A 24,564-nucleotide genomic window follows, 5' to 3' on the forward strand; every position below is an offset into this window, starting at 1 on the left:
TAACGCAACAATGGGCTCAAACTGTCAGCTTCGCTGTCAATTTTGCACGGCTGGCGACACATAATCGGCGTCGTGAATGAACGGCATCGCCGCATCATTCGCCAGCGCCGTCAGGATCGCGGCAAACTCCGTCTTGCAGCAAAACCCCATCTGGCGCTGCGCCAATCCCGCATCATAGACCCGGCCAATCGAAGCCGGCAGTTGCCAGCCACGCCGGGCATATAGCTCTGCGGCTTCGGGAAAATGCCGCGCGATGACCGCTGCCGCATCGCGTTTCAGTTCCTCGGCTTCCGCCCGAACGAACGGCGTCGGCGCGGAAACCAGATAGGTTTCGCAACGCGCCGGCGGCGTCCGCTCCAGCGCCACCAGATGCGCCCGTGCCGCATCCTCGACCGTGAGCCGCCGATGGAGAAATTCATTGGCCTTCAGATTCTGTCCTGACAGGCTGGCGTTGCTGTCGTCATCCTCCGGGAAGAAGCGGGCCGTGCGCAGGATAGTGCAGCCGATGCCCTGCTCCAGTTGCTGCACCCGGCACAGCCCCTCGGCGGCCAGCTTGGTCACGCCATAGATGTTGCGCGGCTCCAGCGGCCCGCTCTGCTCGTCCAGCCACACCGCAGCCTCACCGGCCTCGTCGCGCACCGCCTGGCTGATCATCAGCGACGTGGTGGATGTCATGACGAAGCGGTCATGCCCCGCCGCGACCGCCGCTTCCAGCAGGTTGTGCGTGCCGGTGACATTGACGTCGATGAAGGTCTGGGCGGGGTAGCGGACGATGTCCGGCTTGTGCAGCGCGCCGCCATGGATCACTGCGTCGATGCCGCGTTCGGCAAAGATCCGGTCGACCAGCGCCCGGTCGGCGACGGATCCGATGATGTCGGTGTCCCGGCCCGGCGCGACGTCCAGGCCGGTCACTGCATGTCCCGCCGCGCGCAGCATCGGCGCCAGGAAACGGCCCAGCCAGCCCGACGATCCGGTCAGCAGGACATGCATGTCGGTCTAATCCCTGTGGAAAGGACCGATCAGAACGGCACTTCGTCGTCCAGGTCGTTGTCGAAGTTCGGGCCGCCCTGACCGCCACCCGAGGAGCGTCCGCCGCCAAAGCCGCCACTCTGGTTGCCGCCGCCCGACGAGCGCCCGCCACCAAAGCCGCCGCCGCTGTTGCCACCGCCGAAATCGTCATAATCGCCGCCGCCGAAGCCGCCGCTGCTTGCGCCCCAGTCGCTGACGCCCTGGTTGCCGCCGCCCGACGAGCGACCACCGCCAAAGCCGCCGCCCTGGCCGCCACCGCCACCCGGCGCGCCGTCCAGCATGGTCAGCACCGCGCCGGGGCCGGACAGGGCGACCTCGGTGGTGTAACGGTCATTGCCATTATTGTCCTGCCACTTGCGGGTGCGTAGCTGGCCTTCGATGTAGATCTTCGATCCCTTGCGCAGGAAGCGCTCGGCGACGCCCACCAGTCCTTCGGAATTGATGACGACGCTATGCCATTCGGTGCGCTCCTTGCGCTCCCCCGACATGCGATCCTTCCAGCTTTCCGAGGTCGCGATCCGCAGGTTGCAGATCTTGCCGCCATTCTGGAAGCTCTTCACTTCCGGGTCGGCCCCCAGATTCCCGATGAGAATGACCTTGTTGACCGAGCCTGCCATGATTCCTCCGAAAGCACTAAAGGCGCCGTTATAGAAGCCTCGCCTTGGCGGTAAAGAACAAAGCTAGGCCAAATGTCCGGGGCTTGGGATCAGCCGAGTCCCATCGCGACCGCTGCCCAATATGTCACGCCTGCTGCGGCATAGGCCAGCACGAACAGATAGCCGATCATGAACAACGGCCATTTCCAGCCATTGGTCTCGCGCCTTGTGACGGCGATGGTCGAAATGCACTGCGGCGCGAACACGAACCAGGCCAGGAAGGCGAGGGCGGTGGCCAGGCTCCAGCGGCCCGCCAGCCGGTCGCCCAAGCCTTGTTCCAGAGCCTCGGCATCATCCTCGGCATCGATCGCATAGACGGTCGCGATGGCGGACACGGCGACTTCGCGCGCCGCCATGCTGGGCAGCAGGGCGAGCGAAATGTCGCGGTTGAAGCCGATTGGCTCGACCAGCACGTTGATGCCGCCCGCGATCCGCCCCGCGATCGAATATTCGCTCTGCTTCACACCTTCGGGGGCGTGAGGGAAGCTGGCCAGCACCCACAGCACGATATTGGTGGCCAGGATGATGGTGCCGGCGCGCTTGAGGAAAATGACACCGCGCTGCCACAGACCGATCAAGATATCCTGCGGCCGGGGCCACTGATATTTCGGCATTTCCATCAGGAAACCACCGCTGCGGCCCTTGGCCACGGTCAGGCGCAGCGCCCAGGCGGCCAGCATGGCGCCGACGATGCCGGCGACATAGAGGAGGAACAGCACCAGTCCCTGCAGGCCGATGCCCGGCCCCACGCTGCGCGCCGGGATGAAGGCGGCGATGATCAGGCCATAGACAGGCAGCCGTGCCGAACAGGTCATCAGCGGCGCGATCAGGATCGTGGTCAGCCGGTCCTTGGGATCGCTGATCGTGCGCGTCGCCATGATCCCCGGCACCGCGCAGGCGAAGGAGGACAGGAGCGGGATGAAGGCCCGACCCGACAGGCCGACCTTCGCCATGATGCCGTCCATCAGGAAGGCAGCACGGGCCATATAGCCGGTCGCCTCCAGCATCAGGATGAAGAAGAACAGGATCAGGATCTGCGGCAGGAACACGATCACCGCGCCGACGCCGCCGACCACGCCTTGTAACAGGAAATCGTGGATGATGCCCGGCGGCAGGGTGTTGGTCACCGCCTCGCCCAGCGCCGTGACCCAGCCCTCCAGCATGTCGGCGGGCACCGATGCCCAGGAAAAGACCGCCTGGAACATCACGAACAACAGGCCGAGCAACAGGGCGAGGCCCAACACCGGGTGCAGCGCGACCCGGTCGACCGCTGCCGTCAGTCGGCGCGACGGGGTTTCGCGCACGATCGCGGCGCGGGCGATGCGGCGGGCCTCGTGGCGCACAGCGTCGAAATCCGGTTCGCCGGCCGAGGCGCGCAACATGCCCGCCTGCGCGCCGAGCAGCGTTTCCAACTCGGTCTTGAGATGAACCAGGCCGCGCTTGCGCACCGCCACGGTGGACACCACCGGCACGCCCAGTTCCTGCGACAGGACATTGGCGTCCAGTTCCAGCCCGTCGCGGGTGGCGAGGTCGACCATGTTGAGCGCGACGACGGTGGGCAGGCCCAGCGCGATCAACTCCAACGCAAAGCGCAGATGATTGTCGAGGTTCGACGCGTCGACCACGATCACCAGCGCGTCGGGCAGCTTCTCGCCGGCCTGCTTGCCCAGCACGAAGTCGCGCGTCACCTGCTCGTCGGGGCTGGCCGGCGACAGGCTGTAGGTGCCGGGCAGATCGACCAGTTCGACTGGCCGGCCGTCGGCCAGCGACAGCCGGCCCGCCTTGCGCTCTACCGTGACGCCCGGATAATTGCCCAGCTTCTGCCGCGCGCCGGTCAGCGCGTTGAACAGGGCGCTCTTGCCCGCATTGGGATTGCCGACCAGCGCGACGAGGGGAAGGCCGCTCATGCCTGCGCCTCCTGCGGGCCGGTGCTGACCTCCACGGCGGCGGCGTGGTTGCGGCGCATCGCCACCGTCATGCGCCCGATCTTGACCGCCAGCGGTCCGCGACCCAGCAGCCCGCCATGATGCAGCGCCTCGACGCTGGCGCCTTCGCACAGGCCGAACTCGCGCAGGCGCTGTCCTTCCACGGACGACAGCGACTCCCAGTCGATGGTTTCAACAAAAGCGGGTTGGCGCAGGGGCAGATCGGTCAGGCGCAAGGAGGATGGACTCTTAACCAGAAATCAGATTTGCGACTGACTATCAATTACGTCTGGTGAAGGCCAGCCCGAACTTCACACCGCCGGGTAGCGCAGCCGGCCGATGAAGCGCGACAGGCTGAGATGCTCGCCATCACTTACGCCCTTGAACCGGGCCTTCATCTTCTCGAAGCGCATGATCCCCTCGATCCGTCGCGCCAGGAAGGCGCGGCTGTCGGCATGATCCTCGCTCTCGTCATTGACGAAGGTCAGCAGCGTCGCGGCATAGATGCTGCCCAGCGTCGCGCGCTTGCTATAGTGGTTGAGGTCGGTGGCGGTGTCGCCCGCCGCGTGCCACATGATGTCGGCGGCGTGCCAGCCCAGCTTGGCGGCGCGCACGGCATTGGTCGGCATCGCCAGGATCGCCTGCGCCCGGCGCAGCGCTTCGCGGTCGGGCGCCAGCAGGGCCAGGCGGGTCTCGATCAGCGCGCTGATCTTCTTGCGGATCGACATGGTGGCCAATGTGTCGGCCGGCAGCGCGTCCAGCATCCGCGTGTCGATGCTGGCGAACCAGGCCTCGATCATGCCCATGGCGCCGCCGTCGAAGGCCAGCGCGGCGACATCGGCATCGATGTTCTTTTCCGCCGCCGCCATGGCCACCGCTTCGGGCCGCCAGCCGTCAAAGGCGGCGTGGCGCGGCAGGATCGGCGCCAGCAGTGCGCGGATTTCGTCCAGGGTCAGGTCTTGGGTCTGGTCGGTCATGGCGCCAATCTAGGCCCGTCGCGGCAGGCGCACAAGCACCAGTGCGACCGCCACGGCCACGCCGCCGACAATGTCGGTCGCGCTCAATGTTTCGCCGAATAGCAGCCAACCGGCCAGCGCGGCGACGGCGGGTTGCAGCAACAGGCTGAGCCCCAGCACCAGTGGCGAAAAACAGCCGAGCGCATAGGTGAGCAGTCCCTGGCCGACGATCTGGCTGGACAGGGCAAGGATGATGAGCGCCGTCCAGTCCTGCGGCATCACCGTTTCGCCCATCGCATTGGCGGCGAGCAGCAGCGGCAAGGCCCCGGCCGCGCTGACGACCGCCAGCACCGACCAGCTGTCCAGCCGCTTGCGCGCGCCCTGGATCAGCAGAAGATAGGTGGTGTAGAGCAACCCGGCGAGCAGGCAGAAGAGATCGCCCTTCAGGTTGACAGGCGACAGCTCATAGCTGCTGCCCATCAATATGGCCGCGCCGATCGCGGCCAGGATCAGCGCGCCGATCTGCAGCTTCGATACATGTTCGCGCAGCACGATGAGGCCCCACAGCGGCAGCATCAGCGCGCTCATATTGCCGAACAGCGTCGCATTGGCGACCTTGGTATGGCCGATGCCCAGATGCCAGGCGGCCAGATCGGCGGCAAAGCAGACGCCCGCCAGAATCACGATCGTCCAATGGCTGCGCGACAAGCGGCTCTTGCGCAGCTTCGGCAATGCCAGGATGAACAGGAAGGGCATGGCGATCGCCAGTCGCCAGAAGGCGGCCGCTACCGGCCCGACATCGGCCAGCCGCACCAGCACCGGTCCCAGTGCCAGAATGATATTGGCCAGGATCAGCGCCGGAAAAGCGAATCTGGGCGTGGCGATATGCGCCATGGGGGTTGAAGCGGCCATGGCGGCTCCCTAGCTGGCTTTCTGCATCAAGTCCCGTTGCAAATTGCAACGTTCATGAGGGAGGTTTCATGACCACAATCTTCGATCCGATAAAGCTCGGCGCCGACACTGCCGCCAACCGCGCCATCATGGCGCCGCTCACCCGTGGCCGCGCCACCCGCGATCATGTCCCGACCCCGATCATGGTCGATTATTATGCGCAGCGCGCCTCGGCCGGCCTTATCATCAGCGAGGCAACCGGCATTTCGCACCAGGGCTTGGGCTGGCCCTATGCGCCGGGCCTCTGGTCCGACGAACAGGTCGAGGCCTGGAAGCCCGTCACCCAGGCCGTGCATGACAAGGGCGGGCTGATCGTCGCCCAGCTCTGGCATATGGGCCGCGCCGTCCATTCGGCGGTCACCGGCGAGCAGCCGGTTTCCTCCAGTGCCACCGCGACGCCGGGTGACGCCCATACCTATGAGGGCAAGAAGCCCTATGAGGTCGCCCGTCCGCTCGCGATCGACGAAATTCCCGGCATCATCGCCGACTATGTGAAGGCGGCCAACAATGCGATCGCCGCCGGCTTCGACGGGGTCCAGATCCACGCCGCGAACGGCTATCTGATCGACCAGTTCCTGCGCGACAACAGCAATTTCCGCGATGACATCTATGGCGGCAGCATCGAAAATCGCGTCCGTCTGCTGCGTGAAGTGACGCAGGCGGTGGCCGATGCGATCGGCGCCGATCGTGTGTCCGTGCGCCTGTCGCCCAATGGCGATACCCAGGGCGTCAATGACAGCAATCCCGAGCCGTTGTTTGCTGCCGCCGCCGATGTGCTGAACCAGATCGGCATCGCCTTCCTCGAGCTGCGCGAACCCGGTCCGGACGGCACCTTCGGCGCCACCGACGTGCCGCGCCTGTCGCCGCTGATCCGCCAGCATTTCAAGGGGCCGCTGGTCCTCAACAGCGATTATGGGCTGGGTCGCGCCCAGGCCGATCTCGCCTCTGGCCTGGCCGACGCGATCAGCTTCGGCCGTCCCTTCCTCGCCAATCCCGATCTGGTCGATCGTCTGCGCGAAGGTGCGCCGCTGACCCATGCACAGATGGCGACCTTCTACAGCCAGGGCGCGGAAGGCTATACCGACTATCCGACCCTGGCCGAGGAAAAGGCGGCGGCCTGATCCTTTGTTACCAATGAAGAAGGGCGCGTTCCTTGCGGAGCGCGCCCTTCTTTGTGCCTGACAGAAGGCTGTGGATCAGTTCGGGAAACGCTCGCGCAGGGCCAGCATGGCGATCGCCGCCTTGGCCGCTTCACCGCCCTTGTCCTTCTGATCGGGACGGGCGCGGACCAGGGCCTGCTCCTCATTCTCGACGGTCAGGATGCCGTTGCCGATCGCGATCGCGTCCATGCTCAGTGCCATCAGGCCGCGTGCGCTTTCGTTCGACACCACTTCGAAATGATAGGTTTCGCCGCGGATCACCACGCCGATCGCGACGAAGCCGTCATAGCGGCCGGTCTCGGCTGCCAGCGCGATCGCACCGGGGATTTCCAGCGCGCCGGGCACAGTCACCACCTCATATTTGTGGCCGGCCTCGTCCAGCGCAGCCTTCGCGCCTTCGATCAGCAGGTCGTTGAGATGGTCGTAGAAGCGGGCTTCGACGATGAGAAACTTGGCCATGCGAATATCCTTCAGAGCTCGATCGGACGCTGCCCAACCACGGCCAGGTCATAGCCGTCAAGGGCGATCAGACTGTGCTGGGTGTTGCTGAGCAGGATCATGTCATGCACGCCCAGCTCCGCCAGTATCTGTGCGCCCACGCCATAGTCGCGCAGTTCGTCCATGCCGCCCGGCTGCTTGCCGGCATGGGCCTGGATCATCCGGGTCAGCATGTCGGGTTCGCCGTCACGCAGCAGCACGACCACACCGGCGCCTTCCTTGGCGATGATTTCCATCGACCGGGCCAGCACGTCGCCGCGCGGCCCTTCGCCGCCGAAAATATCGCTCAGCGGGGCCAGTTGGTGCATACGCACCAGGGTCGGCTGGTCGGGGTCGACCTTGCCCTTCTGCAGCACGAGCTGTTCCGACTTGGTCGCCTTGTTGAAGAAGGTGATCGCCTTCCACTCGCCGCCCCACTTGCTCTCGAAGCTGGTTTCGGCGCGACGCTCGACGACATGGTCGTGGCGGCGGCGATAGGCGATCAGGTCGCGGATCGTGCCGATCTTCATTTTGTGCTTGGCGGCGAAGGGGATCAGGTCGTCTAGGCGCGCCATCGTGCCGTCATCCTTCATCACCTCGCAGATGACGCCCGATGGGTTGAGGCCGGCCAGACGGGCGACGTCGACGGCTGCTTCGGTATGGCCGGTGCGCACCAGCACGCCGCCATCCTTGGCGATCAGCGGGAAGATATGGCCCGGCGTGACGATGTCCTGCTTGCTCTTGCCGGAATCGATCGCGACCGAAACGGTGCGGGCGCGGTCGGCGGCGCTGATGCCGGTGGTCACGCCCTCGCGGGCCTCGATCGACACGGTGAAGGCGGTTTCATGACGGGTGCCGTTGTTGCGGCTCATCAGGTCCAGGCCCAGTTCCTCGACCCGGCCCTTGGTCAGCGCCAGGCAGATCAAGCCGCGGCCATGGGTGGCCATGAAATTGATCGCATCGGGAGTCGCCATCTGGGCGGGGATGACGAGATCGCCCTCATTTTCGCGATCCTCGTCATCGACCAGGATGAACATGCGGCCGTTGCGCGCCTCGTTGATGATTTCCTCGGGGCTGGCGAGCGCGGTGCCGCCCTCGCGCTTGAGCAGATAGGCCTCCAGCTTGCCCAGCGTCTCGGCGGTCGGGTTCCAGTCGCCTTCGCCCAGCTTGCGCAGGCTGTTGGCGTGCAGGCCGGCGGCGCGCGCCAGGCCCGATCGGGACATGCCGCCATCGGTGACGAGGGCGCGGACGGAATCGATAAGCGAGGACGACATAAACACTCCTTCCCGGATCGGGGATGAGAGCTATATCACACTGTGATGTGATTTCTTCAAGAGTGAAATCACATCATTTGCTGCGGAGGCTCTGCATCCGGTCGAGATAGCGGGCCAGCACATCGATCTCCAGATTGAACGCGCGGCCATCGGACAGGCTGTCCAGCGTGGTCGCGATCGCGGTGTGCGGGATGATGTTCAGGCCGAAATGCACGCTGCCGTCGGGCTGGTCCTCGACGCTGTTCACGGTCAGCGAAATACCGTCCAATGTGATCGATCCCTTGGCGGCCAGTGCGGCCGCCAGTTCCGCCGGTGCGCTGATGACCAGGCGGATCGAATCGCCCTCGCGGCTGGCCGACACCAGATGGCCGATGCCGTCGACATGGCCGGTGACGATATGGCCGCCCAGTTCGTCGCCGACCTTCAGTGCGCGTTCCAGGTTGAGCTTGCCGCCCTGCGCCCACAGGCCCGGTGCGGTGCGGGCGACGGTCTCGGCCGACAGGTCGACCGCGAACCAGCCCGGCCCCTTTTCGACTACCGTCAGGCAAGCGCCCGAACAGGCGATCGATGCGCCGATCGCGACCGTTTCCATGTCATAGCCGCTCTCGATGACCAGCCGCAGGTCGCCGCGCTGCTCATGGGTGCGGATGGTGCCGATGTCGGTGATGATGCCGGTGAACATGGTGCCCAGATCCTTGGGAAAGACAATTTGCGCTGATCTAGGCGCTGCGCGTCCGCGCGTAAACCTCCAGCCGGTCCGGGCCGAACTGGCGCTGGTCGGTCTGGCGCCAGCGCCCATGGGCATCGGCGAGGTCGGATAGGCCGATATCGCCGATCCCGGCCAAGCCCGCCCCGATCAGGATCGGCGCGCGATAGAGCAGCAGTCGGTCGACCAGATCGGCGCGCAGAAAGGCGGCGGCGGTCTCTGCCCCGCCCTCGATCATCAGATGATCGACCCGGTCGAGCGTTGCGATATCCTGCGGATCGGCGATCGCACTCCAGCCCTCGGGTGCGACACTCCGGCTCAGCAGCAGTCGGCGGGGCGATCGATCCTCCAGGCCGGGCAGGCGGACGTCCAGAATCGGGGCATCGGCGCGCAGCGTGCCGCCGCCAACCAGGATGGCGTCATGCCGCGCCCGCTCCAGATGGGCGTGAGCGCGGGCGTCCGGCCCGGTGATCCAGCGACTCGACCCGTCGGCCAGCGCGATCCGTCCGTCGAGCGACAAGCCCAGCTTCAACGTGACTGCCGGGCGCCCCAGCGTCTGGCGCAGCACGAAACCGCGCATCGCCTCGGCTGCCTCGTCCGCCATCAGCCCCATTTCAACCACCACGCCGCGCTCGCGCAGCCAGGCTGCGCCTTGGCCATCGGTGCGTGGGTCGGGATCGCGCAGCGCAATCACGACTCGGGCGACGCCGGCCCGCGCCATCAGGTCGGCGCAGCGCGGCCCACGCGGGCTCAGGTGAAAACAGGGTTCCAGCGTCACATAGGCGGTGGAACCTTCGGCCCGGTCCAGCGCCTCGTCCAGTGCCTGCGCCTCGGCATGGGGGCGGCCACCTTTCTGGGTCCAGCCGCGCCCGACGACATGACCGTCTCTCACGATCAGGCAGCCGACATTGGGGTTGGGGGTGGACAGGCCCCGGCCACGTTCCGACAGGGCAATCGCCGCCGCCATGTAGCGACGGTCGGCGGCGATGTCGGTCACCATGGTCAGGGTTGTGCGGTCGCCGGCGCGGCCTTGCCTTCGGCCTTAGCCAGCCGCTCGTCCAGCAAGCCATTGATCTGGCGGACAGCTTCCTTGCGGCGGGCGGTGTTGCGGGCCTCTTCGTCGCGCCATTCGATGCCGAAGGCGTCGGCATAGCCCTGCATCTTCTTCTGCTGCTTGACGAGGGCCGCCTCGCGCTTGGCAAAGTCGATCTTCTGCTGCAGGATCACCGCCGCGTCGGATCGGTTCGCATCCCAGCTCTGGACATAGATGATCTTGTTGCGGGTCGGCATCGTGTTGGTGTTCGCGTCGACGATGAAGGCCCAGACGATCACATAGGTGAAGGCTGCGGACACGCCGAGCAGCGGCCATTTATGCTGGCGCTGCTGCCGGAAATAGCTCCAGAAATCACCAAAGGCGCTCTTGGGAGAAACGGGACGGGGAAATATCGCCATGCCGCGCTTATAGGGCAGGGCGGGCGCGGATGCAAAATGATCCATCGAACATCCCTCCATGAAGGAACGGGCGGGGCATGCCCGCCCGTTCTTTGCTCAGCGATCGGTCAGGGTAAAACGGACGGTCAGCGTCTTGACGCTGCTCACCGCCACGCCGTCGCGCGTTGCCGGGCGGAAGCGCCATTTGCGCAGCGCATGCTTCTGGGTGGCGAGCCAGAAACTCTCGTCGGTCGCCGAAATCTTGACGATGTCGCTGACGCGGCCTTCCGGACTGATGGTGACGCGCACGGTGACGTTGCCTTCCAGCCCCTGGCGGATCATCGCGCCGGGATAATCGGGTTGGAAAGACCCCAGCGCATTAGGCGCGATCGTCGCCTCGACAAAGACAGGCTCGGCAACCGGCGGCAATGGTGGCGGGAGCGGTATGGGATCGCGGCCGGTGCCATTGTCAACGCCGGTGATCGTGCTACCGCTGACCTCCGATATGGTCGGCAGTTTCACCTCGGCTTCGGTCACGGTTGGCTTGCGTGGCAGGGGTTGGGTCTTGATCGATTGTTTGACGACCTGCTGTTCGACGATGGGTTCGGGCGGTGGTGGATCCTTGACTTCATAGGTGATGAGGGGGCCGCCGGTCGGAATGATGTCGATAATCTCCTTGGGCATCAGCAGGAAGGCACCCACCACCACCGCATGGACGGCGATCGCGCCGCCTATCCCGACCGGCGACTTGCGCCGTGCGGCATAGCCCGATCGGGTCGCATCATGTGCCGGTTGCATCGTCATATACATGGACTGCACCCTCCTTTTGTGGCGCCGTCCCTGCGGCGCTCATGGAATGATACAACATCAAATCATGATATGTTGCAACATCAATCTTTCAAGGACGGCTCCGTTTGAAATATTCGCGTCGCCTTGGGACATATCGGGGCAAAGCGGGAATGCGAGGAACCGGGATAACGCCAATTCAGGAACCCCGATGCGCCTTCCCACGATGCTGCTATTGTCGACCCTGTTGCTGCCGGTGCCGCTGTTCGCCCGGCAGTCGGCCGACCTGTCCGCCCGGACGGAAGGCCCTCAAGGCGACAGGGGACGGCCCGAGGGGCCATGGGCTGCCGATGCCGATGGGGATGGCCGGATCACGCGGGACGAGATGCAGGCCTGGCTTGACCGCCGTTTCTCGGCGATGGATTCGGACGGCGATGGCGCGATTTCGGCTGAAGCCATGCAGCAGATGCTGGGCCATCAGCGCACCCCGCGGCAGGAAGGGCAGGGCGAACGCCGGCATGGCCGTGGCGGCCCTGGCGGAGGCCCCGGTGGCGCTGGCGGCCCTCCGCCCGGCGGTCCGCCACCCGGTCCGCGACCGGGCGACCAGAGTGGCGAGGCCGCTCCACCCCCACCTCCGGGCCGCACCATGCCCTATCCCGAGGATGGCAATGAGGATGGTGTGATCGATCGAGCCGAATTTTCCGCGCCGTCGCTCGCCATGTTCCATGATCTCGACCGCAATGGTGACGGCGTGCTGAGCGCCGACGAACTGCCGCCATCTCCGCCGCCGCCCGATAGAGAGGGCGGTCCCGAAGACTGATGTTCAGCTAGGAACCGGAAGCCGTCTCCTCTGTGCGACCGGTTCCGGTCGGGGTGCGCCGATTTGGCCCGGCGCCCCCGACCATTTTTCACAAGAAAGTGTCGATCGCGTGGATCGCCAGGCCCACCAGCCCGCCGACCAGCGTGCCGTTGATGCGGATATATTGCAGGTCGCGGCCGACCGCATTCTCCAGCCGGCTGGTGACTGTGCCGGCATCCCATCCGCGCACCGTCTCGCTCACCAGCTTGACGATCGAATCGCCATAGGTGGCGGTGGCGCCGACCGCCGCGCGCCGCACGAAGCGATTGATCACCAGCTTCAGCCGCGCATCCTCCTGCAACGTGCCGCCAAGCTGCTGCAGCGCCTCGCCCAGTCGACCCGCCATCGCCTTGCCGGGATCGCGCACCGCGCGCAGCAGGCCGGTGCGGGCCTGTTCCCACATCCCCTCGATCCAGCGCTGCATCGCCGGATTGTCGAGTATCTCATCGCGAATCTTAGCGGCCTTGGCCTGCATCTCGATGTCGAACTGCAGGTCGAAGGCGAGCTTGGCCATGCCTTCCTCGGCCTTGAGGCGCAGGCTGTGACCGGGATCGGCGGCCATGTCCGCCAGCAACTTGCGCAGGCCGCCAAGAATCGCATTGGCGAGATTTTCGTCTAGCCCGGTCCAGCGCAGTACCGTGCCGGCGCGCTCATGCACCATCTGGCGGATCAGATGATCGTTCGCCTCCAGCGCCCTGTCCGCCCACTGGATGATGCCATCCATTACCGGCGCATGGCGACCGTCGCGCATTGCCGCCTCGATCGCCTGGCCGACCAGCGGGCCGACATTGATCGCGCGCAGCCGCTGGCCGATCGCGCCCTTCACCATGCCGCCCAGCCGTTCCTGATCCAGCGCCTCCAGCATGTCGGCGAGCAGCCGTGACGCGCCCATGCGCAATCGCCCGTCGCCTGCCGACGGGCTCGCGAGGAAGCGGCCGGCCGCGCCGGCCACGTCCATGCCGCGCATCCGCCGCGCGACGACGGCCGGGGTCAGGAAATTGTCGCGCAGGAAGATCGCCAGCGTGTCGCCGATCCGGTCCTTGTTACGCGGAATGATGGCCGTATGCGGGATCGGCAGGCCGAGCGGATGGCGGAACAGGGCGGTGACCGCGAACCAGTCGGCCAGGCCGCCGACCATCGCTGCCTCGGCAAAGGCCTGGACGAAGCCGATCGCGGGATGGAGATGGACGGTAGCGCGCGCGGCGATGAAGATTGCCGCCATCGCCAGCAACATTCCCGTCGCCACCAGCCGCATGCGCCGCGCGGGATGGGCGGCGGCGTCGAGGGGCGAGCGGGGCATGCGCAGCAGCTTCATGGCGGTGAAACGGTTACGCGCCCGTTTCGTTCAGGCAAGCCCCATATTTTGCCATGGGGCTGCCCGCGCGATCCCAACCCTTTATTCCGCCGGCTGGGCATGGCTGCCCGAATGGCCGTCATGCGACTTGTGGGTCAAGAAGCGGCGGCTCAGCCGCGGCCCGGCCCATTGCTCGACGCCCAGCGCCAGGCTGAACACGGCCGGCACGATCACCAGCGTCAGCACCGTCGACAGCAGCAGGCCGCCGATCACGGTGATGCCCATCGGCGCGCGCCAGGCGGCGTCACCTGACAGCGACAGGGCCGTTGGCACCATGCCCGCGACCATCGCGACCGTGGTCATGACGATCGGCTGGGCACGCTTGTGCCCCGCGTCTATGATCGCCTCCTGCTTGGGTACGCCCTTCTCCATTTCCTCCAGCGCGAAGTCGATCACCAGGATCGAGTTCTTGGCGACGATGCCCAACAGCATCAGCAGGCCGATGAACACCGGCAGCGACATCGGCTGGCCGGCAATGTGCAGCGCGATCGCCCCGCCCAGCGGCGCAAGCAGCAGCGACCCCAGATTCACGAAGGGCGGCATGATCCGCTTGTAGAGCAGCACCAGCACCGCCAGCACCAGCATGATGCCGGAGAAGACGGCGATCACGAAGTTGGTCAGCATTTCCGCCTGGAACTTGCTGTCGCCGGCCTCGATCTTCTGCACGCCCTGGATGCGGCCTTCCTTGATGGCCTTCATCGTCGGCAGTTCGTTGATCTTCTGATTGGCCTGGCTGGTGACGATGCCGGGTGCCAGGTCCGCACCGACGACGATGCGACGAATCTGGTTGTAGCGGCGAATCTGCGTCGGGCCTGCGCCAAAGCTGATGTCAGCGACCACCTTGAGCGGCACCGAACCGCCCGACACCGTCGGCACCGGCATATTCTCGATCGTGGCGATATCCTTGCGGCTATCCTCGGCCAGCGCGACGCGGATCGGGATCTGGCGATCGGACAGCGAGAATTTGGCGACATTCTGGTCGATGTCGCCGATCGTCGCGATGCGGATCGACTGGCTGAGGGCGGCCGTCGTCACGCCCATGCTGGCGGCCAGGTCGAGGCGCGGTTTGATGATGATTTCGGGGCGCTGCATGTCGCCCTGGACGCGCGGCGCGCGCAGTTCGCGGATGCCGGCCATTTCATGCACCAGCTGGTTGGCGGTCTTTTCCAGCAGTTCGGGATCATCCGAACCATACATCATGATGATGTCGCGGCCAAAGCCACCCCCCGACTGCGACTGGAAATTGACCCGCGCGTCGGCGATCGTCTGGAACTTGGGCGCGATCTTGCGCTCCCATTCCACCGACGACATCGGCCGGGTCTTCTTGAGAGTCAGGAAGATGTCGGCGCTGGTCGGCTCGATATCGGCAAAGGCGGCCTCGACCACATCCGTGTCGGCGGCCAGCATGTCGGCCACCTTGCGGGTGATGGCGGTGGTCTGCTCCAGCGTACTGCCCGGCACGGTCTCGATCTTCACCTGGCTGAAATCGGTGTTGATTGTCGGCTGGAAGGTCATGGGCAACGTGCCGAACGCGAAAAGGGTCGCAACGAAGGCCAGCATGCCGACGCCCAGCGTCCACACGCGATGGTCGACGAAGAAGGCGACGAAGCGGTTGCGGAACCCACCGCGCGCGCGCCGCGCCTTGGCCTTGCGCTGGTCCAGTGACCAGTGGAGCACGCTCATATAGCGGTCCATCAGCCAGCCTTCGCCATGGCTTGCCTCGCCATGGGCCTTCAGGAAATAGGCGGCGATCATCGGCGTGATCAGGCGCGCCACGGCTAGGCTCATCAGCACCGACACGACGACGGTCATGCCGAACTGGATGAAGAACTGGCCCGAAATACCCGGCATCAGCGCGACCGGCAGGAACACCGCGACGATCGCCATGGTGGTCGCCAGCACGGCCAGGCCGATTTCGTCGGCCGCGTCGATCGACGCCTGATAGGCCGATTTGCCCATGCGCATGTGGCGGACGATATTCTCGATCTCCACGATCGCGTCATCGACCAGCACACCCGCCACCAGGCTCAATGCCAGCAGCGAAATGCCGTTCAGCGTGAAGCCCAGCATGTCCATGAACCAGAAGGACGGGATCGCCGACAGAGGAATGGCGAGGGCTGAGATCATCGTCGCGCGCCAGTCGCGCAGGAACAGGAAGACGATGACGACTGCCAGAACCGCGCCCTCGATCATCGCCGACATGGCGCTGTGATATTGGCCGCGTGTATATTCGACGCTCGAATAGAGCTGCTTGAACTGGACCTTGGGATTTTCCTTCTTCAGCTTGTCCAGCACCTTCATCGCATCGTCATAGACAGTGACGTCGGACGATCCCTTGGCCTTTTCCAGGCTGAAGCTGGTCACCTGTCGGCCGTTCATCAGCGCCAGGCTACGCTGTTCGGCATACATGTCGCGAACATCGGCAATGTCGGCCAGCTTGACCGTGCGGCCGCCGGAAATGGCGATCTGGGTCTGGCCCAGATCATGGGCGTTGCGGGCATTGCCCAGCACGCGGATCGATTGTTCGGCACCGGCAATTTCGGTGCGTCCGCCGGCCGCGTTGATATTGACCTGGCTCAGCTGCGCATTCACCTGCGCGGCAGTGACGCCATAGGCCTGCAGACGGGCGGGGTCGAGGATGACGCGGATCTCGCGGCTGACGCCGCCGCCGCGCCGCACGGCTGCCATGCCGCTGACCGACAGCAATCGCTTGGCGACCGTATTGTCGACATACCAGGACAGTTCCTCCAGCGTCATGTCGGTCGCTTCGGCGCTGAAATAGGCGATCGGGCCGCCATCCACATCGATGCGCTGGACCTGTGGTTCCAGGATGCCGTCGGGCAAATCGCTGCGAATCTGGTCGACGGCATTCTTGACGTCATTGACCGCGCGATCGACCGGCGTGCCGATCTTGAACTGGACATTGGTCAGCGACTGGCCTTCGGATGCGAAGGAGGTGATATCCTCCACCCCGCTGATGCCGCGCACTGCCGCCTCGACCCGCTGGGTCACCTGGGTTTCCAGTTCGGTCGGTGCGGCGCCGGGCTGGGACACGGTGACGCTGACCATGGGGAAGCTGATGTCGGGATTCTGGTTGATGTCCATCCGCAGGAAGCTGACGACGCCGGCCAGCATCAGTGCGGCGAACATGACCAGCGGCGGCACCGGATTGCGGATCGCCCATGCGGAGATATTGCGAAAACTCATGATGGGCTTCCCTCACCGGACGCCAGCGCGCCCGCTTCCAATATAGTCAGTCCTGCCGGTCCGGGTGCGAAGGCCCGGCCGGGACCATTGCGTCAGCGCGCCTTGAGCGCTTCCGGCTTCACCTTCTGTCCCACGGTCAGGAAGGCGCCGGCCGATGTCACGATGCGCTCGGCGCCGGTGATGCCGCTGGTGATGGCGACGCCCGTGTCGGACACCTGGCCAACCTTCACGTCGCGCCGTTCGACCTGGTTCTTGCCGTTGACGATATAGACATAGCTGCCCTTGGCATCACTCTGCACCGCCGATTCCGGCAACAGCGGGGCATTGCCCGAACCGCTGGTGATTGTGGCCGACGCGAAGCCGCCGGGGCGGATCGCATCATTATAGGCCAGCGCGATGCGGGCGATGCCCTGGCGGGTCTGCGGGTCGACGACCGGCGATACCTGCCAGACGCGGCCGCTGAAATGCTGGTTGCTGCCGACCGGGGTCACGGTCGCGCTGTTGCCGGCGCGCAGCGTCGCCAGATCGGCTTCGGCCACCTGCGCCTGCATTTCCATCTCGCCATCCTTGGCCATGCGGAACAAAGTGCCGCCGCCGGCCTGAACGATCTGGCCTGGTTCGACCGTGCGGGTCAGCACCAGGCCCGATGCCGGCGCGCGGATGTCCAGTCGACCTGTGCGGGCGCGCTGTTCGGCCAGCTGTGCTTCGGCCACGCGGACCTGGGCGACGGCCTGGTCGCGGGTGGCGGTGCGCTGGTCGATGTCGGCGGCGCTGATGAAGCCTCGGCCGACCAGCGCCTTGGCGCGTTCCAGCTGGGCCTGGGCCAGCTTGGCATTGGCACGCTGCACCTCGACCTGGGCAGCCAGCGAATTGACCTGCTCGCTCTGGACCGACCGTTCGACGGTGGCCAGCACCTGGCCGGCACGGACCCAGTCGCCCGGCTGCACCAGCACGCGCGTTACCATCCCGCCTTCGCCGACTACGCCGACCGGCATGTCGACACGGGCGGCCAGCGATCCGGTGCTGCTCACGGTACGCGCGACCATCGTCTGGCCGGGGGTCAGCACGGTCACGACCGGCGCCTGCGGCGCGGCGTCGGGCGCGGCGGCATCCTTGCCGCGCATGGAGAGCACGGCGGCAGCGGCCACCAGCGCAACCGCAACAACGCCACCAATGATCAGCAGCCGGCGGCGACGGCGAATCCGGTCTTCGTCATCGACCAGGATCGCGGACGATTCGCCCGTCAGCGTAGTTTCGTAATTCATGCCGTTTCCATCTCTCCGGCGGGTTCCGCCCAAACTCGGAACTGTGTTATATGAATATATCACCGCCCTCAAGTCCCAATATCATGGTTGAATGGCGCTTCGCAAAGCCAATTGTGCCCTTGCGAAGGGCTTGGCGGGCTCTTGCGCCTCGTGCGTCTCTTGCCAAAGGGACCGGACTATGTCGCTATGCCGCGCCCTGGGGCGAATTGGCCAATATAAGAGGATGCGCACCATGGAATTGCTGGGATGGATCATGACGGGCCTGCTCGCGGGGGCATTGGCGCGTCTGGTCATGCCGGGGCGCGATCCGGGGGGATGTGTCGTGACCATCCTGCTGGGCATGGCAGGCGCCTTGCTGGCGGCCTTTGTCGGTCAGATCATGGGCTTTTATGCACCGGGTCAGCGTGCCAGCTTCATCGCCGCCGTGCTGGGCGCGATTGCGGTGCTGGCGCTCTATCGCTGGTTCAGCGTCCGGCGCTGACGCAAAAAGGCCGCGTCCTTCCTGGGAAGGGCACGGCCTTTGATATTGCATGTCCGGTCGTTAGCGAACCGATCCGCGCCGTACCAAGTTGACGATCGCCAGCAGGATGACAGCACCCAACAGCGAAACGAGGAAGCTGTAGAGTGTCAGTCCGGCATTGTTGATCGAGCCGCCACTGAAGATCAGGCCGCCGATGAAAGCGCCGACGATGCCGACGACGATGTTCAGTAGGATGCCCTGCTGCGCGTCCGTGCGCATGATCATGCTGGCGAGCCAGCCAATGATGCCGCCGACGATAAGCCACAAGATGATGCCCATGTTACTCTCCTTGACCACACCCCCAACGGGTTTGCTGGCTATTCAACCCGGAACATGGCTTCGCGTTCCCGCATAAAATGATTCCGCCTTGGAAACCATCCCTGACCCGTAACGCGAGAGGGGCCGCCGGACGGTTTGTCCAGCGGCCCCCGCATCATTCGTCTCTGTGCCCGCCCGTCGGCGGCACCCGATCCCTCAATATTTCTGCTGCCGCTCATAGAGCGACTTATAATATTGGATGCGCGTCACGCGCAGGCCATGCATGCCCGAACGGTCCACCGCCCGCTGCCAGCTGGCAAATTCTTCCAGCGTCAGGCTGTAGCGGGCGCAGGCTTCGTCCACGGTCAGCAGGCCTCCATTGACGGCAGCGACGACCTCCGCCTTGCGACGCACCACCCAGCGGGTCGTGTTCACGGGCGGCAGATTTTCCAGCGTCAGGGGTTCGCCGAGCGGTCCTACGACCTGTGCAGGCCTGATTTTCTGGTTCTCTATCATCTTTACCCTCAATTAGCGGCATTGGCGTTGCCGAATTCAGCAGCGCAACCTTGGTGTCACATCAGCCCTGAAGATCGGCTAAAGCCCCAAGGTAAACACGGGCTTCATCATTCTTGCCCCACCCCTAAATGGCTCGCGATCAACGGGTTAAAGCTTCCCGCGAGACGAACGGCTTCGATCTTGCCGCCGGAACGTGGCGCGAAAACCTCGGCCAGTTCCTGAATCCAGTCCTCCATCCCGTCCTGCCCCCGCAGGACGCCCGCGACCGCCAGGGCCGTGGGACTTGCTGCCTGCGCCGCAGCCGAAGCTGCCCGCAGGAAAGGCCAGGCCGGGACGCGTGCCCGGCCTGTCGGCCTTGTCAGAGCGGGTTTCAGCCCGCCTGTCCGGAGAAAACTCAGATCCATGACCAGGCTTCTACCGGGCTAATCGATAAGGTCCGGTAAATGCCGGACACATTTTCGTCATCGAAACGATGCGCCTCTTGGGGAAGATGCTGGAACGCAGCGCCGCCTGCGACTATATGGGCGGCCATGCAGCCCGAATTTCAGCTCCCAGAGCCGCTCTCGCAGCGGCGCATTGTCGTTGCCATGTCCGGTGGCGTGGACAGCAGCGTCGTCGCTGCGCTGGCCGCCAAGACCGGCGCGGAAGTGATCGGCGTGACGCTCCAGCTCTATGATCATGGCGCCGCCGTCGGCCGCACCGGCAGCTGCTGCGCGGGGCAGGATATCCGCGATGCGCGCGCCGTCGCCGACCGCATCGGCATTGCGCATTATGTCTTTGATTATGAAAGCCAGTTTCGCGATTCGGTGATCGCCGACTTCGCCGATGAATATATGGCCGGCCGCACCCCCATCCCCTGCGTCAAATGCAATATGGGGGTGAAGTTCACCGACCTGTTCCAGATCGCGCGCGACCTGGGTGCCGATTGCCTGGCGACCGGCCATTATGTCCGCCGGGTCGAAGGGCCGCAGGGCGCCGAACTGCACCGCGCCGCCGATCCGGCGCGCGACCAGAGCTATTTCCTGTTCGCCACGACTCAGGCGCAACTCGACTATCTGCGTTTCCCGCTGGGCGGCCTGCCCAAGCCGCAGGTGCGCGAGATTGCCGCCGAACTTGGCCTGTCGGTGGCGCTGAAGCCGGACAGCCAGGACATCTGCTTCGTGCCCGATGGCGATTATGCCAAGATCGTGCGCAAGCTGCGCCCGGATGCGGACGAGGGCGGCGACATCGTCCATGTCGACGGCCGGGTGCTGGGCCGGCACAAGGGGCTGATCCATTATACCGTCGGCCAGCGCAAGGGACTGGAAATTGGTGGCCAGGCCGAACCGCTCTACGTCGTGCGGCTCGATGCCGAAGGACGGCGGGTGATCGTCGGGCCGAAGGTCGCGCTGGCCGTGTCGGGCGCGCGCCTCAGCGACATCAACTGGCTCGGCCGCGGCTTTACCGGACCGCTGACCGCCAAGGTCCGCTCCATGGCAAAGCCGGTTCCGGCGCGCCTCGACGGCGATCGGCTGATCTTCGACGCGCCCGAATATGGTGTCGCGCCAGGGCAGGCCGCGGTCCTCTATGCCGGTGATCAGGTGCTGGGCGGCGGCTGGATCGCCGCGACCGAGGCTGCGCTGGCGGAGGTAGCTTAAGCCGGCCGCGCGGCCAATTGTGACAATTATATTTCCTTTCGCGCCCGATTCGATCTAGCGTCCCCGCCCCGGGGGCACCGCTCGCAACAAGGGGCGCACGGATGGACAACCGCGAAGTCGAGCTGAAGCTGGAATTTGACCCGGCCGATCGCGCCCTGCTGGCTGATGCACCGCTGTTCGCAGGGCAGAAGGGGCAGGTGGCCCATCTCGTCGCGACCTATTTCGACACGCCCGCGCTCGATCTGCATCGTGCCGGCTTTTCCCTGCGCGTCCGGCGCAAGGGGCGCGCCCATGTCCAGACGATCAAGGCTGATGGCGGCAGGGCGACTGGCCTCTTTGCCCGTTCCGAATGGGAAAAGCCGGTCGACGGCAATGTCCCATTGTTCGATTCGATTCCCGATCCGCTCGATCAGGCTGTCGGCGCCGCCACCGTTGCGACCGCCGACAAGATTTTCGTCACCGATATCGAACGTACCGTGCATCGGCTCGATCGGGACGGGCAGGGGGTCGAATGCGCGATCGACATCGGCCGGGTTCGGGTCGGCCGTCGCGCCACCCCGCTGGCAGAGGTGGAACTGGAATTATTGTCGGGTGAACCGGCCCTGCTTTTTTCGATGGCGCGCCAGCTCAACGACCTGGTGCCGCTGCGTCTGGGCATGCGCTCCAAGTCGGATCGCGGCTATGCCCTGCTCGCGAAGGAGCGGCGCAAGCCGGCTAAGGCCGAACCCATTGCGATCGCGCCCGACGCAACCGTCGAGCAGGCCTTTCGTGCCATCGCCCAGGGCTGCATCCGCCAATTCCGCCTGAACGAGGATCTGCTGTTCACCACCGGTGCGCCCGGCGCGCTGCATCAGGCGCGGGTAGGGCTGCGCCGACTGCGCTCGGCGCTGTCGATCTTTGCGCCGGTGCTGGCGAGCGATCCGGCGCTCGCGCCGCTCAAGGATGGTCTGCGCGCGCTCGCCGCCACGCTTGGCCGGGTCCGCAATATTGACGTGCTGCTGCCCAGTCTGCCCGACGATGCCGCCGCCCGCCTTGCGCTTGTCCGGGCGGAAGTGCTGGCCGATGCCGAACTGCGCCTACAGGCGCGCGAGACCCGAATCCTGATGCTGGATCTCGCCGAATGGCTGGCGCTGGGCGACTGGTGTAGCCGACCGGCCGATGCCGCGTTGCTGCATGCGCCTGTCAGGCCCTTCGCTGCCGAAATCCTGTCGGATCGACGCAAGCGGCTTAAGCGCAAGGGGAAAAATCTTGCCAGGCGCAGCGACGAGCGGCGCCACCAGGCCCGCATCGCCGCCAAGAAGCTGCGCTACGCCAGCGAATTTTTCGCGCCGCTCTTCCCCAAGAACAAGCAGCAGCGGCGCCATGGCGCCTTCACCGCCATGCTGGAAAAGCTGCAGGATGATCTGGGCGCGCTCAACGATCTGGCGACCGCGCCCGCTACCCTCGCGGCGGTGGGTATCGACTTCGATCTGCCCGCGCCGGATGACAAGGCGCAGCGCCGCCTGCTGCGTCGCGCCGAAAAGGCCTATGCGTCTCTGCTCGACACCAGGCGCTTCTGGGGCTGAGCTTCCCGTTCTCCTGGCCCGAAAATCTTGTGCTTTGGCGCGTCGATGGCTAAGGCCCGCCGGTCATGACTCGCCCGATCACCTTCGCCATCCCCAAGGGCCGCATCCTCGAAGAGGCGCTGCCCCTGCTCGCCAAAGCCGGTATCGAACCGGAGGCGGAATTTCATGACAAGAAGAGCCGGGCGCTGCGCTTCGCCACCAACCGGCCCGACGTGTCTATCATCCGCGTGCGCGCCTTCGACGTGGCGACCTTCGTCGCCCATGGCGCAGCCCAGATCGGCATCGTCGGTTCCGACGTGGTCGATGAGTTCGATTATTCCGAACTTTACGCCCCGGTTGACCTCAATATCGGCCATTGCCGCCTGTCGGTCGCCGAGCCGACGGATGCCGGGGACGAGGATCAGGCGGCGATGAGCCATGTCCGTGTCGCCACCAAATATCCGCATCTCACCCGCAAATATTATGAGGCGCGCGGGCTTCAGGCCGAATGCGTGAAATTGAATGGCGCGATGGAACTGGCGCCCTCGCTCGGCCTGTCGCGCCGTATCGTCGACCTTGTGTCCTCGGGCGCCACGCTCAAGGCCAATGGCCTGGTTGAAACCGCGATCATCATGCCGGTCTCGGCGCGGCTGATCGTCAATCGCGCCGCCTACAAGATGCGTTCGGCCGATCTCACCACGCTGGTGGAGGCGTTCCGCAAGGCTGTGGAGGTGCGCGATGCCGCTTAGGCTCGACAGCAAGGCCGCCGGTTTCGCGGCCGATTTCACCGCTCTGGTCGATGCCCGGCGCGAAGCGGACGAGGATGTGTCGCGCGACGTCGGCGCCATATTGAAGGCCGTGCGTGCCCATGGCGACACGGCGCTCGCCGATTATACCAGCCGCTTCGACCATCATGATCTGGACGTCAGCGGCTGGGCGGTCGACCCGGCCGACTGCCGCGCTGCGCTCGATGGCCTGTCGACGCCGCTGCGCGACGCGCTCGAACTCGCCGCTGCGCGCATCACCGCCTATCATGAAAAGCAGAAGCCGATGGACAGCGACGGTATCGACGCCGCCGGCGTGCGCCTCGGCGCGCGTTGGACCGCCGTGGACGCCGCCGGCCTCTATGTGCCGGGTGGCCGCGCCGCCTATCCCAGCTCGCTGCTGATGAACGTCATCCCGGCCAAGGTCGCGGGCGTGCAGCGCATCGCCATGGTGACGCCGACGCCAAAGGGCGAGATCAACCCGCTGGTGCTGGCCGCAGCCCAGATTGCGGGGATCGAGGAAATCTGGCGCGTCGGTGGTGCGCAGGCCGTCGCCGCGCTGGCCTATGGCACCGAACGGATCAAGCCGGTCGACGTCATCACCGGTCCCGGCAATGCCTGGGTCGCCGAAGCCAAGCGCCAGCTCTATGGCGTGGTCGGCATCGACATGGTTGCCGGCCCGTCCGAAATCGTCGTCGTCGCCGATGGCCAGAACGACGCCGACTGGATCGCCGCCGATCTCCTGAGCCAGTCGGAACATGACCCGACCAGCCAGTCGATCCTCTTCACCGACGATGCCACCTTCGCCGATGCCGTCGAACAGGCAGTCATGCGCCGCCTGCCGCTGCTGTCGACGCAGGCAGTTGCCACCACCAGCTGGGTCGCCAACGGCGCGATCATCCTGGTGCGCGACCTCGATGAAGCGATGCCGCTGGTCGATCGACTCGCGCCTGAGCATCTGGAACTGGCGGTGGACGATCCCGACCGTTATTTCGCGCAGGTCCGTCACGCCGGCTCGGTCTTCCTTGGCCGTATGACGCCGGAGGCGGTGGGCGATTATGTCGCTGGCCCCAATCATGTGCTGCCGACCGGTCGCCGCGCGCGCTTCTCCTCGGGGCTTTCGGTGCTCGACTTCATGAAGCGCACCAGTTTTCTTGGCCTTACCCCTGACGCGATCCAGGCGATCGGCCCCGCGGCCGTCGCGCTTGCGGAGGCGGAAGGGCTGCCCGCACACGCCGCATCGGTCGCGCTGCGGCTCTGATTTCTTCCCGTTCGGTTCGAGCCTGTCG

25 protein-coding genes are annotated in these 24,564 nt (G+C 65.5%); 7 read left to right on the top strand and 18 right to left on the bottom strand.

Going from position 1 to position 24,564, the window contains the following annotated elements:
* Nucleotides 1–36 precede the first annotated feature (36 nt).
* The 6 genes from N6H05_RS06695 to N6H05_RS06720 all read right to left on the bottom strand — a co-directional run bounded on the left by N6H05_RS06695 (nucleotide 37) and on the right by N6H05_RS06720 (nucleotide 5,478).
* Nucleotides 37–990, bottom strand: coding sequence for an NAD-dependent epimerase/dehydratase family protein (locus N6H05_RS06695; RefSeq protein WP_284113190.1), 954 nt, complete (start codon nucleotides 988–990; stop codon nucleotides 37–39).
* Between the two features lie 29 nt (nucleotides 991–1,019).
* Entirely contained in the window at nucleotides 1,020–1,646 is a 627-nt protein-coding gene (ssb, locus tag N6H05_RS06700) for a single-stranded DNA-binding protein (RefSeq protein WP_284113192.1), read from the bottom strand.
* Between the two features lie 89 nt (nucleotides 1,647–1,735).
* Nucleotides 1,736–3,592, bottom strand: a complete 1,857-nt coding sequence (gene feoB, locus N6H05_RS06705; RefSeq protein WP_284113193.1) for a ferrous iron transporter B — start codon at nucleotides 3,590–3,592, stop codon at nucleotides 1,736–1,738.
* On the bottom strand, nucleotides 3,589–3,846 hold the full coding sequence (locus N6H05_RS06710; protein WP_017501101.1) for a FeoA family protein: 258 nt from the start codon (nucleotides 3,844–3,846) through the stop codon (nucleotides 3,589–3,591). The genes feoB and N6H05_RS06710 overlap by 4 nt, the downstream gene beginning before the upstream one ends.
* A 75-nt stretch (nucleotides 3,847–3,921) precedes the next feature.
* Nucleotides 3,922–4,587 carry a COQ9 family protein gene (locus N6H05_RS06715; protein ID WP_284113194.1) on the bottom strand — a complete coding sequence of 222 codons (666 nt, stop codon included), beginning with the start codon at nucleotides 4,585–4,587 and terminating at the stop codon, nucleotides 3,922–3,924.
* A 9-nt stretch (nucleotides 4,588–4,596) separates the two neighbouring features.
* Complete coding sequence (locus N6H05_RS06720) at nucleotides 4,597–5,478, bottom strand: DMT family transporter (protein WP_284113195.1); 882 nt, start codon at nucleotides 5,476–5,478, stop codon at nucleotides 4,597–4,599.
* 68 nt (nucleotides 5,479–5,546) lie between these two features.
* Here N6H05_RS06720 and N6H05_RS06725 point away from each other — a divergent pair, with 68 nt between their 5' ends.
* Complete coding sequence (locus tag N6H05_RS06725; protein WP_284113196.1) at nucleotides 5,547–6,638, top strand: alkene reductase; 1,092 nt, start codon at nucleotides 5,547–5,549, stop codon at nucleotides 6,636–6,638.
* A gap of 75 nt (nucleotides 6,639–6,713) precedes the next feature.
* Here N6H05_RS06725 and ribH read toward each other — a convergent pair whose 3' ends face one another.
* The 6 genes from ribH to N6H05_RS06755 all read right to left on the bottom strand — a co-directional run bounded on the left by ribH (nucleotide 6,714) and on the right by N6H05_RS06755 (nucleotide 11,375).
* Complete coding sequence (ribH, locus tag N6H05_RS06730; protein WP_270091526.1) at nucleotides 6,714–7,136, bottom strand: 6,7-dimethyl-8-ribityllumazine synthase; 423 nt, start codon at nucleotides 7,134–7,136, stop codon at nucleotides 6,714–6,716.
* A gap of 11 nt (nucleotides 7,137–7,147) precedes the next feature.
* A complete protein-coding gene (ribB, locus tag N6H05_RS06735) occupies nucleotides 7,148–8,428 on the bottom strand; it encodes a 3,4-dihydroxy-2-butanone-4-phosphate synthase (protein WP_284113197.1) in 1,281 nt (426 codons plus the stop codon).
* A gap of 73 nt (nucleotides 8,429–8,501) precedes the next feature.
* Nucleotides 8,502–9,110, bottom strand: coding sequence for a riboflavin synthase (locus tag N6H05_RS06740; RefSeq protein ID WP_284113198.1), 609 nt, complete (start codon nucleotides 9,108–9,110; stop codon nucleotides 8,502–8,504).
* 37 nt (nucleotides 9,111–9,147) lie between these two features.
* The gene (ribD, locus tag N6H05_RS06745; protein WP_284114186.1) at nucleotides 9,148–10,101 is read right to left on the bottom strand and encodes a bifunctional diaminohydroxyphosphoribosylaminopyrimidine deaminase/5-amino-6-(5-phosphoribosylamino)uracil reductase RibD; all 954 of its coding nucleotides are present in this window, start codon (nucleotides 10,099–10,101) and stop codon (nucleotides 9,148–9,150) included.
* A 35-nt stretch (nucleotides 10,102–10,136) separates the two neighbouring features.
* The gene (locus tag N6H05_RS06750) at nucleotides 10,137–10,631 is read right to left on the bottom strand and encodes a hypothetical protein (RefSeq protein ID WP_284113199.1); all 495 of its coding nucleotides are present in this window, start codon (nucleotides 10,629–10,631) and stop codon (nucleotides 10,137–10,139) included.
* Nucleotides 10,632–10,682: 51 nt separating this feature from the next.
* Complete coding sequence (locus tag N6H05_RS06755) at nucleotides 10,683–11,375, bottom strand: energy transducer TonB (protein WP_284113200.1); 693 nt, start codon at nucleotides 11,373–11,375, stop codon at nucleotides 10,683–10,685.
* Between the two features lie 187 nt (nucleotides 11,376–11,562).
* Here N6H05_RS06755 and N6H05_RS06760 point away from each other — a divergent pair, with 187 nt between their 5' ends.
* Complete coding sequence (locus tag N6H05_RS06760; protein ID WP_284113201.1) at nucleotides 11,563–12,171, top strand: hypothetical protein; 609 nt, start codon at nucleotides 11,563–11,565, stop codon at nucleotides 12,169–12,171.
* Between the two features lie 88 nt (nucleotides 12,172–12,259).
* On the opposite strand, the gene N6H05_RS06765 is transcribed toward N6H05_RS06760, so the two are convergent.
* The 3 genes from N6H05_RS06765 to N6H05_RS06775 form a co-directional block, all read right to left on the bottom strand.
* The gene (locus tag N6H05_RS06765; protein WP_284113202.1) at nucleotides 12,260–13,525 is read right to left on the bottom strand and encodes a DUF445 domain-containing protein; all 1,266 of its coding nucleotides are present in this window, start codon (nucleotides 13,523–13,525) and stop codon (nucleotides 12,260–12,262) included.
* Between the two features lie 81 nt (nucleotides 13,526–13,606).
* Nucleotides 13,607–16,771 carry an efflux RND transporter permease subunit gene (locus N6H05_RS06770; RefSeq protein WP_284113203.1) on the bottom strand — a complete coding sequence of 1,055 codons (3,165 nt, stop codon included), beginning with the start codon at nucleotides 16,769–16,771 and terminating at the stop codon, nucleotides 13,607–13,609.
* 92 nt (nucleotides 16,772–16,863) lie between these two features.
* A complete protein-coding gene (locus tag N6H05_RS06775; protein WP_284113204.1) occupies nucleotides 16,864–18,036 on the bottom strand; it encodes an efflux RND transporter periplasmic adaptor subunit in 1,173 nt (390 codons plus the stop codon).
* 232 nt (nucleotides 18,037–18,268) lie between these two features.
* Here N6H05_RS06775 and N6H05_RS06780 point away from each other — a divergent pair, with 232 nt between their 5' ends.
* Complete coding sequence (locus N6H05_RS06780) at nucleotides 18,269–18,517, top strand: GlsB/YeaQ/YmgE family stress response membrane protein (protein WP_069336366.1); 249 nt, start codon at nucleotides 18,269–18,271, stop codon at nucleotides 18,515–18,517.
* A 60-nt stretch (nucleotides 18,518–18,577) separates the two neighbouring features.
* Here N6H05_RS06780 and N6H05_RS06785 read toward each other — a convergent pair whose 3' ends face one another.
* The 3 genes from N6H05_RS06785 to N6H05_RS06795 form a co-directional block, all read right to left on the bottom strand.
* Nucleotides 18,578–18,835, bottom strand: a complete 258-nt coding sequence (locus N6H05_RS06785) for a GlsB/YeaQ/YmgE family stress response membrane protein (protein WP_004208845.1) — start codon at nucleotides 18,833–18,835, stop codon at nucleotides 18,578–18,580.
* Between the two features lie 195 nt (nucleotides 18,836–19,030).
* The gene (gene sciP, locus N6H05_RS06790) at nucleotides 19,031–19,330 is read right to left on the bottom strand and encodes a CtrA inhibitor SciP (RefSeq protein WP_004208844.1); all 300 of its coding nucleotides are present in this window, start codon (nucleotides 19,328–19,330) and stop codon (nucleotides 19,031–19,033) included.
* A gap of 107 nt (nucleotides 19,331–19,437) precedes the next feature.
* Nucleotides 19,438–19,566 carry a hypothetical protein gene (locus N6H05_RS06795; RefSeq protein WP_284113205.1) on the bottom strand — a complete coding sequence of 43 codons (129 nt, stop codon included), beginning with the start codon at nucleotides 19,564–19,566 and terminating at the stop codon, nucleotides 19,438–19,440.
* A 294-nt stretch (nucleotides 19,567–19,860) separates the two neighbouring features.
* Between N6H05_RS06795 and mnmA the strand changes: the two genes are divergently transcribed.
* The 4 genes from mnmA to hisD all read left to right on the top strand — a co-directional run bounded on the left by mnmA (nucleotide 19,861) and on the right by hisD (nucleotide 24,536).
* Nucleotides 19,861–20,967, top strand: a complete 1,107-nt coding sequence (mnmA, locus tag N6H05_RS06800) for a tRNA 2-thiouridine(34) synthase MnmA (RefSeq protein ID WP_284113206.1) — start codon at nucleotides 19,861–19,863, stop codon at nucleotides 20,965–20,967.
* Between the two features lie 101 nt (nucleotides 20,968–21,068).
* On the top strand, nucleotides 21,069–22,532 hold the full coding sequence (locus N6H05_RS06805) for a CYTH and CHAD domain-containing protein (protein ID WP_284113207.1): 1,464 nt from the start codon (nucleotides 21,069–21,071) through the stop codon (nucleotides 22,530–22,532).
* 65 nt (nucleotides 22,533–22,597) lie between these two features.
* Nucleotides 22,598–23,260, top strand: a complete 663-nt coding sequence (gene hisG, locus N6H05_RS06810; RefSeq protein ID WP_284113208.1) for an ATP phosphoribosyltransferase — start codon at nucleotides 22,598–22,600, stop codon at nucleotides 23,258–23,260.
* Entirely contained in the window at nucleotides 23,250–24,536 is a 1,287-nt protein-coding gene (gene hisD / locus N6H05_RS06815) for a histidinol dehydrogenase (protein WP_284113209.1), read from the top strand. Before hisG ends, hisD begins: the two co-directional genes overlap by 11 nt.
* Nucleotides 24,537–24,564: the final 28 nt, after the last annotated feature.

The sequence above is a fragment of the Sphingobium sp. WTD-1 genome, assembly GCF_030128825.1.
Lineage (GTDB): Bacteria > Pseudomonadota > Alphaproteobacteria > Sphingomonadales > Sphingomonadaceae > Sphingobium.